The organism is Paenarthrobacter sp. TE3676, from assembly GCF_056279165.1.
On sequence record NZ_JBWBQU010000002.1, the window covers coordinates 153,213 to 165,244 of the forward strand.

The 12,032-nt window shown below is 63.3% G+C and carries 9 protein-coding genes; 4 read left to right on the forward strand and 5 right to left on the reverse strand.

Features of this window, described 5'->3' with window-relative positions; genetic code table 11:
- Positions 1–33: 33 nt before the first annotated feature.
- Positions 34–867, forward strand: coding sequence for a hydroxymethylpyrimidine/phosphomethylpyrimidine kinase (locus tag ACZ881_RS04560; RefSeq protein ID WP_476112855.1), 834 nt, complete (start codon positions 34–36; stop codon positions 865–867).
- Here the strand turns inward: ACZ881_RS04560 and ACZ881_RS04565 are convergent.
- The gene (locus tag ACZ881_RS04565) at positions 864–1,796 is read right to left on the reverse strand and encodes a cytochrome b/b6 domain-containing protein (RefSeq protein ID WP_091465285.1); all 933 of its coding nucleotides are present in this window, start codon (positions 1,794–1,796) and stop codon (positions 864–866) included. The two genes, ACZ881_RS04560 and ACZ881_RS04565, sit on opposite strands and share 4 nt — an antisense overlap.
- 301 nt (positions 1,797–2,097) lie before the next feature.
- Here ACZ881_RS04565 and ACZ881_RS04570 point away from each other — a divergent pair, with 301 nt between their 5' ends.
- Complete coding sequence (locus ACZ881_RS04570; protein WP_476112858.1) at positions 2,098–2,712, forward strand: TetR/AcrR family transcriptional regulator; 615 nt, start codon at positions 2,098–2,100, stop codon at positions 2,710–2,712.
- Here the strand turns inward: ACZ881_RS04570 and ACZ881_RS04575 are convergent.
- Positions 2,709–4,031 (reverse strand): serpin family protein, encoded by a 1,323-nt coding sequence (locus ACZ881_RS04575; RefSeq protein WP_476112860.1) that lies wholly within the window; start codon positions 4,029–4,031, stop codon positions 2,709–2,711. The genes ACZ881_RS04570 and ACZ881_RS04575 overlap by 4 nt on opposite strands.
- 140 nt (positions 4,032–4,171) lie before the next feature.
- Positions 4,172–5,686: an XRE family transcriptional regulator gene (locus ACZ881_RS04580; protein ID WP_091465280.1), complete on the reverse strand. Its 1,515-nt coding sequence runs from the start codon at positions 5,684–5,686 to the stop codon at positions 4,172–4,174.
- A 145-nt stretch (positions 5,687–5,831) separates the two neighbouring features.
- On the opposite strand from ACZ881_RS04580, the gene aceA reads away from it, so the two are divergent.
- Entirely contained in the window at positions 5,832–7,148 is a 1,317-nt protein-coding gene (aceA, locus tag ACZ881_RS04585) for an isocitrate lyase (RefSeq protein WP_178993320.1), read from the forward strand.
- Between the two features lie 208 nt (positions 7,149–7,356).
- A complete protein-coding gene (gene aceB, locus ACZ881_RS04590) occupies positions 7,357–9,009 on the forward strand; it encodes a malate synthase A (protein WP_476112861.1) in 1,653 nt (550 codons plus the stop codon).
- Positions 9,010–9,493: 484 nt separating this feature from the next.
- Here the strand turns inward: aceB and ACZ881_RS04595 are convergent, their stop codons facing one another.
- Positions 9,494–10,687: an MFS transporter gene (locus tag ACZ881_RS04595; RefSeq protein WP_476112863.1), complete on the reverse strand. Its 1,194-nt coding sequence runs from the start codon at positions 10,685–10,687 to the stop codon at positions 9,494–9,496.
- Between the two features lie 82 nt (positions 10,688–10,769).
- Positions 10,770–11,987 (reverse strand): ROK family transcriptional regulator, encoded by a 1,218-nt coding sequence (locus ACZ881_RS04600; protein WP_476112865.1) that lies wholly within the window; start codon positions 11,985–11,987, stop codon positions 10,770–10,772.
- Between the last annotated feature and the right edge of the window lie 45 nt (positions 11,988–12,032).

A 12,032-nucleotide genomic window follows, 5' to 3' on the forward strand; every position in this document is an offset into this window, starting at 1 on the left:
GCGGGCAGCCGCGCAACTGGCAAAATGGAAACCATGACTTCAGCCGTTGCCCCTGCCATTGCCCTGACCATCGCCGGCTCCGAAGCGACCGGTGGCGCCGGCGCACAGGCCGACCTCAAGACCTTCCAGGAACTCGGAGTGTTCGGCATCGCGAACCTCACGTGCATTGTTTCCTTCAACCCGCAGGACAACTGGAACCACCGCTTTGTGCCCGTGGACCAGCAAGTCATTGCAGACCAGTTGGAAGCCACGACGGCGGCATATGGTGCCGCTTCCGGCGCACCTTCCTTGCTGGATACCGTGAAGATCGGCATGCTCGGAAGCCCGGCGACCATCAGCACCGTGGAAAACGCACTGACCGACGGCTCCTTCAGGCACGTAGTGCTGGACCCGGTGCTGATCTGCAAGGGACAGGAACCTGGCCACGCCCTGGACACCGACCAGGCCTTGAAGGCGCAGATCCTGCCGTTGGCTACGTTCGTCACTCCCAACCATTTCGAGGCCGAGTCGTTGTCCGGACTCACCATCACCGATGAAGAGTCGCTCAAGGCCGCCGCCATTCGCATCCATGAGATCAGCGGCGCAGCAGTCCTTGCCAAGGGTGGGGTTCGGCTGGAAGGCCCGGACGCCGTCGACGTTTACTACGACGGCAAGACGCTGGAGGTCCTGCGCGCGCCCAAGGTTGGCGAGGTAGCTGTATCCGGCGCCGGCTGCTCGCTTGCTGCCGCAGTGACTGCCGAGCTGGCCAAGGGTGCGGCGCCGCTGGAAGCTGCCCGAACGGCGAAGGCTTTCGTGACCGCCGGCATCAAGAACCGAGTGTCCTCGGGTGCTCCGTTCGATGCCCTGTGGCAGGGCGGGGCCAGCTAGCGCGAGACCTTGCCCATGAGCGAGGCGATCGGGCGCAGGAACAGGGGCCGGGCCAGGAACCAAGCGGCTGCCGTGAAGACAATGGATGCTGCGAAGATCCCGAAGCCCCACCAGCTGCTGTTGTCGTCGTTGGAGGCGTACATGTGGTTGAGGTTCCGCAGGGCACCGGTTGCCAACACCAGTGTCACGTGGACGATCACGAATGCCACGAAGTAGATCATCACCGGGAAGTGGATCTTACGGGCCAGCTCGATCGGGTAGAACTTGTTGATCGCAGCCTTCTTGGGCCACGCCCCGGACATCCGGATGCCCGTGATGATGGCCAGCGGCGCGGCAATGAAGACCGTGATGAAGTAGGTGAGGAGCTGGAGGCTGTTGTAGTTGTTCCAGCCGTTTTCAACGGGCCAGTTCAGTGATGCGTACTGCAGCCCGGCCGAGATGGCATTCGGGAAGACGTCCCAGCTGGTGGGAACGATCCTCAGCCACTGACCGGTAGCGAAAAGCAGCACGATGAAGATGATGCCGTTCAGGACCCAGAGCGCATCCAGAGTCAGGTGGAACCATAGGTCCAGGCTGATCTTGGTGGGGGGATTCTTGGTCTTGATGAAACCCTTGTTGTTCCGGGTCCAGTTGGCAGCCGGGCGGGTGGTGGTGCGCACCTGCCAGCCCGACCGGATGATCAGGACAATAAAGAACATATTGAGGAAGTGCTGCCAGCCAAGCCAGGCCGGGAACCCTGTGGGGGCGCCTTCAGGAATGGCCGAGTGCCCCGGGTAGTCGGTGAGGAACTGCTGCACGGGCTGGAGGGTCCGGAGCCATTGCGCAACGAGCACCAGGATCAGTGCCACCACCAAAGCTCCTGCGGTGACGACGACGGGTTTGAACCACCTGTTCGACGTGATCCCGGACGACTTGCTTGAAACGGACATCAGGCCGCGTTCCTCTCTGGCTTGTTTGGCTGCGACCAGTTGGCGCTATATAGCGATTCAACCAGTTGCAGCCCGACGGTGAAAACGGCACCCGGGTTTCGGGGCGTTCGACGTCAAAAATCGCAGCATTCGGATACACGCCGCAACATGCATTTCTAGAACAGACTTCCAGAATTATTTCCTGTTCCCTGTGGACCAGTCAAGGCTTGGTGTTGGCTATGTGGATTCTCTCCAGAGTAAGATTCCAAAAAATGGCCGGGCAACACTCCGGTCTTCTTCCGCCTGCGAGAGGAGCGAGAGCGTGGTTCGCAAAACATCCGATGCAGCCACCACTGCCGGCTCCTGGCAGTGGACCCGCACTGCGGCAACACAGCGCAATCTCCTGGACGCGGCTGCCAGCGTTTTCGTGGAGCACGGCTTTACCGACGCGAGCATCTCGGACATCGTGGCGCGGGCAGGATCCAGCGTGGGCAGCCTCTATCACCACTTTGGCGGGAAGACTGAGCTCTTCCTCGCCCTGTGGGACGACTACCAAAACGAACACGAGCGCTTGGTCGCCGCGTCCGTGGCGAAGGCGCGCAATGCCGGCGAGAACGATCCCCTTGCGCTGTTCAACGTGGGCAGCCGCAGCTACTTCGACTACACCTGGAAGCACCGGCACTTGGAGCGGGTGTTCATTGAGGGCGACACTCCCCCGGGTTTCGAGGTACTCCGGCGGGAACGTGGGCGCGAATGGGTGCGGCAAAATTCCGTGCTCTTGGGCGCCAGCGACGACACCCTTGGCAGGCTCACCGTTGCCGTGATCACGGACATCATCACCGTCGCCGGGCAGGAAGTGGCCTTCAGTCACACTAAGCGCGAGGCCGACGAGGTTGTCGAAGCCGCCGCGGTGCTGGTGCAGCGTCTGGCCCGCTAGCTTCGCGGGTCCGCCACCCATCCCATGAACAGGGGCGTTCCGGTCTCGACGTGAACGATCTGGTAGTGGAAGGGGTGGTCGAGGACGATCTCCCGCTCCGGAACCACGGCACTGGAGGCCTCCGCATTCATCTGGGTCACCGCGGAGGCAATGGTCCCCTTTTCGGCAACGGTGATGTTGGCTGCCTGAGCCGCCTGCGTCAGTTTCATGCCCTGCTGGATCGCGTCGAAATCTTTGTCCGTGGCCAGCATCTGGTTGAGTCCGAGCGTTTTGAAGACTTTCCGCAGCTCAAACGTGGTCTTGTGGTCCCACTTAGGGAGGCTGATCTGGACCATGTCCTGTTTGGCTGCACCCAATCCTTTAGCCACGTCCGTCAGCACTGCCGCAGAAGCGGCGGCCTGTCCCGGCGCACCTGACGAACCAACCGAACCCGGCGCATCGCCGTCGGGCAGTACCACCCGCATGACAAAACCCTCGGCGTAAGGCAGATCCACGGCCTGCCATCCGGGCCCTTCGGCGTATGCCATGGTGAGCGAAGAGTGCATCATTGGCACGTTGATTACTTCCCCGCTGCCCTTGGTGAAGGGGCCGTCCGCCGTGTCGTCCGCGTCGAAGGGCGTTTGCCAGGCGGCGGCGAAGTAAAGGGCATTGAGCAGGCTGAAGGTGTTGTCAGGATCGTATTGTGCGGGTGCTTCCTTGATCCGGCCGCCGGTGTTCCTGCTGACCCACTGGTCGATTGCTGGTTTGGTAACGGCCTCGTCCCGAAAGTTCACCGGGTAGACGCCTGTGCCGAAATGTTTGGCGAGGGTGGTGAGAAAGGCCTCGCCGGTGGGCACGCCTTTGTCAACGAACAGCCCGTTGGCGGCGTGCATGACCGGCTTACGCGGCGGGTTCTCTTCGTCGACTGAGCCGGGGTCGCCGTCGAACTTTTCGAGGGAGGCGAGCAGCGCGTTCATCGTTTCGTCGCGCCCCTCTCCGGGAAAACCCAGGGCTGAGTCCATCTCCGCAGCAGTGGCCCCGGATGCCCCGGCCCGAAGCATGCTCAACGCAATCAGCAGGCTGGCGGGCGACGACACTACGTTGCCGTTATCCGAGTCGCCGCCATCGGCGAGTAGCGTGGCGCCGAGCTTGCGCGCCGACGCATTGAACGCGGCAAGCTGCGCCGAGTAGTCCGTCGTCTGGACTGAAACGCGAGTCACGCCGTCGGCGGTTTGGAGCCCGACGTCGGTTGATTGCGGCGCGCAGGCACTGATAGTCGCGGAACCGCTCACCAGCGCTGCTGCCGCGAGCAGCGCTGTGACTCTGCCGGTTCGTTTCATGGCGCATCCCCCTGTTTGGCGTTGTTCTCACATGGTGCTCCGTTTGAGGATGGAATTCACCCGAAGTGAGGGAGGGATCGCCAAATGTTGCCAGAACGTGAGCGAGCGTCACGCTCAAGCCCGCGGGACGTGAGCGAGCGTCACCGTTCGGAGTGCGCCGCCAGGAACGAGTACACCTCGGTCTCGTCCACGCCGGGGAATGCGCCGGGAGGCATGGCGGCGAGCAGGTGCGAATGCGCCCGGGCGGACGGCCAGGCGTTGCCGGCCCACTCGTTCGCCAATGACGCCGGCGGACGCTTGCAGCAGTTCGGGTCCGGGCAGTTGGACGTTGCACGGGCGGTGGTCTCCCGGCCGCGGAACCACTTCACGTGTTGGTACGGCACTCCGATACTCAAAGAGAACTCGCCGGCAGCTGACCGCTCAGTGCGGGCCGTGCACCAGTAAGTGCCTGAGGGTGTGTCCGTGTATTGGCTGTAAGCGCTGAACTTGTCCGGCACGTCAAAGACCGCACGCGAGGTCCACGCTTTGCACGACGGCTGCCCTTCAATCGCCCCGGTGTGATCTTGCGGGAAGGTCACACCGTCGTTCTCGTATGCCTTGTAGATGATGCCGGACTGATGTGTTTTCTGGAAGTGCGTGGTGATACCCAGGTGCTTGGTGGCCAGGTTGGTGAAGCGGTGTGCGGCAGTTTCGTAGGACACCGCGAAGGCATCCCGGATGTCTTCGACGGCGATTTCCTTGGCGGCCTTGGCCTTTTGCAGGAACTCCACCGTTGCCTGCTCCGGAAGCAGCAAAGCGGCCGCGAAGTAGTTGGTGGCCACTCGCTGCGCCAGGAAATCCCCATAGTTCCGCGGAGTTTCATGCCCAAGGACATAGTGTCCAAGCGCCTGCAGGAGCACTGAACGAGGGTCGTGATCCTGGCGTTGGTTCTGCGTCAGATAAATTCTGCGGTTCTTCAAATCGGTCACGGACCGCGTGGAATGGGGAAGATCGCCCACGTGGTGCAGGGTGAAACCGAGGTTCTCGGCGATGTCCGCGATGACGTGCTGACTCAGCGGACCGGTGGTGTAACCCACCCCCTTGAGGACCTTCTGCGCCTCGGCCTCGTACTCGGGGAAATAGTTGCCGCGCTCGCGCATCATGGCACGCAACTCGCCGTTCGCGCGGCGGGCTTCTTCCGGCGTCGCCACTTGCTCGTTAAGTTTGCGTTCGAGCTCCTGAAGCAGCCCCACCTGCGACTCCAGCACATCCAGCGGAAGCCGCGAGCTGATGCGGATTTTGGGCAGGTTGAGGGACTCATACAGGGGTCCCCGCTGGTACCGTTCCAGCTCAATTTCCAAGGCCGCCCGGCGGCTCGGCGGCTCGGCTCCGAGCAGCTGATCGATGGTCACGTTGAGTGAGGCAGCGAGCTGCTGAAGGAGCCCCAACTTGGGTTCGCGTTTGCCGTTTTCTATAAGGCTCAGCTGGCTCGGTGCGGTCCCGACGGCGGCACTCAAGTCGTCAAGGGTCAGCCCGGCCTGCTTGCGCAGATGGCGCACGCGGCGGCCAAGGCTGATGACGTCCAGTTCAGGGGACGCAGCGGACAACGACGGCGACGCGACTTCACGATTCCAGCTCACAGGCGACATTTCTTGAGAATACGCGAAGAAGTGCATTTCTTTCCATAGTTTTCCTCTAGTAACCCTCTTGGAAGTGCAGAAAAGTAGGTCTTACGAAAAAGAAATACAGACCCCGGGCAAGCCGGCCGATGCAGCAAAGGCGCAGCGGAGGCCGGCCCGGGCACCACCTAGGAGATCAAAGATGACCGCTTCATTTGAACCAGCAGAGCAGACCGCAGAGCAGCAGGCCGCAGCGCTGGAACTTGAATGGTCCGCCAACCCGCGTTGGGAAGGCGTCACCCGCGATTACTCGGCTACTGATGTCGTCCGCCTCCGCGGTCGCGTCTCCGAAGAGCACACCCTGGCCCGCCGCGGCTCGGAGAAGCTGTGGAAGCAGCTCACCGAGGAAGCACCCACCGGCGGTTACACCAACGCCCTCGGTGCCCTGACCGGCAACCAGGCTGTGCAGCAGGTCAAGGCCGGCCTCCGCGCCATCTACCTCTCCGGCTGGCAGGTGGCAGCTGACGCGAACCTCTCGGGCCAGACCTACCCTGACCAGTCCCTGTACCCGGCCAACTCGGTCCCCCAGGTTGTCCGTCGCATCAACAACGCCCTGCTCCGCGCTGACCAGATCGAATATGCCGAGGGCGTCAAGACTGTTGAGGACTGGCTGGTCCCGATCGTCGCTGACGCCGAGGCCGGCTTCGGTGGCCCGCTCAACGCCTACGAACTCATGAAGTCCATGATCACCGCAGGCGCGTCGGGCGTTCACTGGGAAGACCAGCTCGCTTCCGAAAAGAAGTGCGGACACCTCGGCGGCAAGGTCCTGATTCCCACCCAGCAGCACATCCGGACCCTGAACGCAGCCCGCCTGGCAGCCGACGTCGCCGGCACCCCCACCGTGGTCATCGCCCGCACCGACGCTGAAGCCGCAACGCTGATCACCTCCGACGTTGACGAGCGCGACCAGGAATTCATCACCGGCGAGCGCACTGCGGAAGGCTTCTACAAGGTCCGCAACGGGATCGAACCCTGCATCGCCCGCGCCAAGGCCTACGCACCGTACTCCGACCTCATCTGGATGGAGACCGGCACCCCGGACCTGGAACTGGCACGCAAGTTCGCCGAATCGGTCAAGGCCGAGTTCCCGGACCAGATGCTCTCCTACAACTGCTCCCCGTCCTTCAACTGGCGCAAGCACCTGGACGACACCACCATCGCCAAGTTCCAGCGCGAACTCGGTGCCATGGGTTTCACGTTCCAGTTCATCACCCTGGCCGGCTTCCACGCCCTGAACTACTCGATGTTCGACCTCGCCCACGGCTACGCCCGTGAAGGCATGAGTGCCTACGTCGAGCTTCAGGAAAAGGAATTCGCCTCCGAGTCCCGCGGCTACACCGCCACCAAGCACCAGCGCGAAGTCGGCACCGGCTACTTCGACGACATCGCAACCGCGCTCAACCCGAACGCATCCACCCTCGCACTGGTCGGATCGACCGAAGAGGGCCAGTTCCACTAAACCAATTCCCGACGGCGGCTGTCGCCTCCGGCCTGCGGACCGGTACCGCTCTGCCTGCTATTCCCCACGTCCCGGTTTCGACCTCGCTGAGCGAGGCCGGACCGGGACGCAGGGCCCCTTTTACGCAGGCTGCCGCGGCACCGGCTCCTTGGCCTCGTGCGCATCTCGCGGAAGTGCCGCCGTCGAACTTTCTCTTAGGAGTCTTAAAATGAACAGCTTCACTGACAACTTCACAATCAACGGCATCACTATCACCGCGCAGCCAATTTGCCGGCAAAACGAGGTCCTTACTCCGGATGCGCTTGAGTTCGTCGGCAAGCTGCACCGGGCCGTCGCTGATCGTCGGCAGGAGCTGATGCAGGCACGGCACGCCCGCCGCAACCAAATTTCAGGGGGCCAGGATCCACGGTTCCTGCCGCAGACCGAAGCCATCCGGAATGACCCGTCGTGGCGCGTGGCTCCCCCGGCACCTGGTTTGGAGGACCGCCGTGTGGAGATCACGGGCCCGGTGGATAAGAAGATGACCATCAACGCCCTGAACTCGGGTGCGAAGGTCTGGCTCGCTGACATGGAGGACTCGTCCACGCCGACGTGGCGCAATGTCATCCAGGGCCAGCTGAACCTGACCGATGCTTTGGAGCGCCGGATCGATTTCACCTCCCCGGAAGGCAAAGAGTACAAGCTCAAGGCTGCAGAGGACCTGCCCACCATTGTGGTTCGTCCCCGCGGCTGGCACCTGCCGGAGAAGCACATGCTGATCGACGGCAAGCCGATCGCCGGCGGCATCGTGGACTTTGGTTTGTTCTTCTTCCACAACGCGCGCCGCCTGCTGGCCCAGGGCAAGGGACCGTACTTCTACCTGCCGAAGATCGAGAACCACCTCGAAGCCCGCCTGTGGAACGACATCTTCGTCCTGGCCCAGGATCTGCTCGGCATCCCACAGGGCACCATCCGCGCCACAGTGCTGATTGAAACCATCACGGCCGCGTTCGAGATGGAGGAGATCCTGTACGAACTGCGCGACCATGCGAGCGGTTTGAACGCTGGGCGTTGGGACTACATCTTCTCGCTGATCAAGAACTTCCGTACCCGCGGACCGCGTTTCGTGCTCCCTGACCGTGGCCAGGTGACCATGACCCAGCCATTCATGCGTGCTTACACGGAACAGTTGGTCCGGGCTTGCCACCGTCGCGGGGCCATGGCGATCGGTGGCATGGCTGCCGCTGTTCCCAACCGCAAGGACGAAGCAGCAAACCAGGCCTCGTTCGAGAAGGTCCGGGCGGACAAGACCCGTGAAGCCAACGATGGTTTCGACGGCTCCTGGGTGGCCCACCCGGACCTGGTGCCTGTTTGCCGGGAAGTCTTTGACTCAGTTCTCGGAGACCGCCCCAACCAGCTGGACCGCTCCCGCGAGGACGTAAACCCCGATGACCGGGCACTGATCGATATTGCCAGCACCGAGGGCACCATCACCGAGGGCGGCGTTCGCCTGAACATCGAGGTAGGCATTCGGTACATCGAGTCCTGGCTGCGCGGCAACGGAGCTGTGGCCATTCACAACCTCATGGAAGACGCCGCAACTGCCGAGATCTCCCGGTCCCAGCTCTGGCAGTGGATCCACTCCCACGCCATCACCGACCACGGCGACATCATCACCCGCGAATGGGTGGAAGACATGCTGGAGGAGGAATACGCCCGACTGGAACGCTTCGATGGAGACCGCTTCGCTGACGCCCGCGCCATCTTCGAAGAAGTCACCCTGGCCCAGGAATTCCCTACCTTCCTGACAATCCCTGCGTACGCCCGTTTCCTCACCGAGGCCCGTGAAGAGGCCACGGAAGAGGAACTCGTCGCGGCCTAGATCTACTGGGTAGCGACACAATCAAGCCCCGACGCTGGGCTGCCTGCACTCTTCGCAACAAGTGACCCCGACCGTCGGGGAGGCAGCCCAGCAACGGGGCTTACCTGTGCGCGTCACTCCGCTTCGCTGCCTGGCTGCGCAGCATGCCGTGCGCACGGCATGCTGCGCAGGGAACCCCCGAATCGGACAGGGTTGAGGCAGGGAACAATCACTGGCCCCGCCTCCGATTCGACGGCTAGCTGCGCACAAGACGCTTCCTACCGTCTAATCCGCGGCTACCCACCGAATCGGGCAGGGTTGGGCAAGCGAGAACCAAGCAACGCACGACGGCGGCGCCCACCTCCCGCGGCACGGCATTCCGCTTCGCTGTCTAGCTGCGCAGCATGCCGTGCGCACGGCATGCTGCGCAGGGAACCCCCGAATCGGGCAGGGTTGGATCGGGGCAGGGTTGACCACGGGCAGGGTTGGGCCGGCTCAAGCCCAGCTAGCGCTGCCGGGCCACCCAGCGCACGGACAACGTGGTGCACACGCAGAACGCGAGCACCGAGCCAAGGATCACAAACAGCGGCACCGTCCACCCCCCGGTAACACTGTGCACGAACCCGATGGCAGTGGGAGCCAACGCAGCGAAGCAGTAGCCAACGCCTTGTACCACGGCGGACATCTTTCCGGCGGCTGCCTGCGATTGCGCGAATTTGATGATGGCAATGAAGATCACCGTGATACCTCCGCCCTGAGCAACACCGCCCAGCGAGGACCACATCCACCACCACGAAGGCGCCAGCAACAGACCCACGGGAACGGTAAGCCACAGCGCGCTCAGGGTGACCGCGACCGCCGTCGTACTGGCGAAACGGGCCAGAAGCGGTACGCCCAGGCCGCCCACAATGGCGAATATCTGGAAGAGCGACGAGCCTGCACCGGCGTCGGCGGTGCCCATGGCGAGTTCGTCGGACAGGAAGCTCGGCAGCCAGGCGGTAACTCCGTAGTAGGAGAACGCCTGGCCGGCGAAGCCAAGTGTGAGGCCGACCGTCAGCCACCGAACACCCGCAACACGACCGGACAAGGAAGCCGGAGGAGCAGGAACCGCCAACGGAACAAAGGCCTTCCGAGCACCAACAGTGGGCACCCAGAACACGATGGCCGCCAAGGCCAACAACGCGCTCGCGGCCAAGGCAAGCCGCCAGCCCACCAGCTCTGCAAGGGGCGCCGTAGCCACGGAAGTGAGGAACGAGCCGACGTTCAGCGCAGCCGTATAGACGCCCATGGCCGTTGCCTGGCGCCGGGGCGCGAAGTCGCGTCGGATGATGAGCGGCACTGCGATGTTGCCGATAGTGATGGCCACACCAATGATGACGGTGCCCACCATCACCGAAACGCCACCGCCGCTGGAACGGACCACTACGCCGGCCAGCACACCAAGAAGCGTGAGCATCACGGCGACTTCTGCCCCAAGACGGCGGCCCGCCAATGAGGCCAAGGGCGAAGCAAGGGAGAAACAGAGCACGGGGATGCCGGTCAGCAGTCCAAGCTCAACCGGTGAAAAACCGAGGTCCTGCTGAAGGGAATCCACCACGGGCGCCACGGCCACGAAAGGGCCCCGCATGTTGAGGGCGATCAGCCCGATGCACGCAAGGATCAGCCAGCCACGGGGAACTTTGGCGAGGAATTTGCTCATTGGACGCACGAAGAAGCAAGGAGATTAGACATCAGTTTCATTGCTATCACGGCGCTACCCGGCAACCGGCATCCGGAAACGCTCATCCCGCAGCTTGGAGCGTGGCCTCAATCACAGATGGAGACAGGACGTGCTGGGTGACCATGTGGCTGGCGCCCAGGATCGCGGCGCGCTGCCCGGCCATGGAAATGCCGATGCGCAGGTGCGTGGTGGCCAAGGGCAGGGAGCGTCGGTAGACCACTTCGCGGATTCCGGCCACCAGATGCTCGTCGGCCTCCCCCACGCTGCCGCCGATGATAATGATGGACGGGTTGAGCAGGTTGACCACGGTGGCCAGCACATCGCCGACGTCACGCCCGGCCTGCCGGAGTGCCTGAATTGCCTGAAGATTGCCCTCACCAACAAGCCGCAGGACGTCCGCGCCGTTGGTAGCTTCCAGCCCCTGTGACTGTAGCTGGCGCGCGACGGCGGGACCTGAAGCAAGCGCCTCGAGGCACCCGTGATTGCCGCAACGGCAGAGGACGTCGTCGCCGCGCGGGACACGGACGTGGCCCAGATCGCCGGCGGTGCCATTGGCGCCGCGCTGCAATTGGCCACTGCTGATGATGCCGGCGCCGATGCCAGTGGCTACTTTGACGAACAGGAAGTTCTCGTGGTCCGGCCAATACGCCGTACGTTCGCCGAGGGCCATGATGTTGACGTCGTTATCAACCAGAACGGGAACCGGCAGGGAGCGCTGAACGTACGTGACGACGTCGAATCCGTCCCAGCCAGGCATAATGGGCGGCTTCACCGGGCGACCCGAATCGTGTTCAACGGGGCCGGGTAGCCCGATACCCATGCCGGCCAGGTCGCCCAACTCCCGTCCGGATTCGGCCAAAAGCTCCCGGCCCGCAGTCACGACGCGGCCCAGGACGACGTCCGGACCATCGGCGACTTCCTGCCCCAATCGTCGCTCCGCCAAGACGTTGCCGCCGAGGTCGGTGACGGCAACAATCACGTGGGTAGCTCCGACGTCGACCGCGAGGACGACGCGCGCGGCAGGGTTGAAAGCAAAGCGCGACGGCGGCCTGCCGCCGGTGGAGGTCGCTTCACCGGCGGGCCCAACGAGGCCCGAGTTGATGAGCGCGTCAATGCGTGAGGCCACCGTGGACCGGGCCAACCCGGTGGTTTCGGCGAGCTCAGCACGAGTGCGGGCTTTGCCGTCGCGGAGGAGTTGGAAGAGGTTCCCGGCGCGTGAAAGATTGCCGACCTCTGGCGCGGAGGTATATCCGGCGTCAGTTCCGGCAGCTGTTGTCATCCATTTAGTGAAGCATGATTGCTTTTGCATGTCATCCAGCGGAAG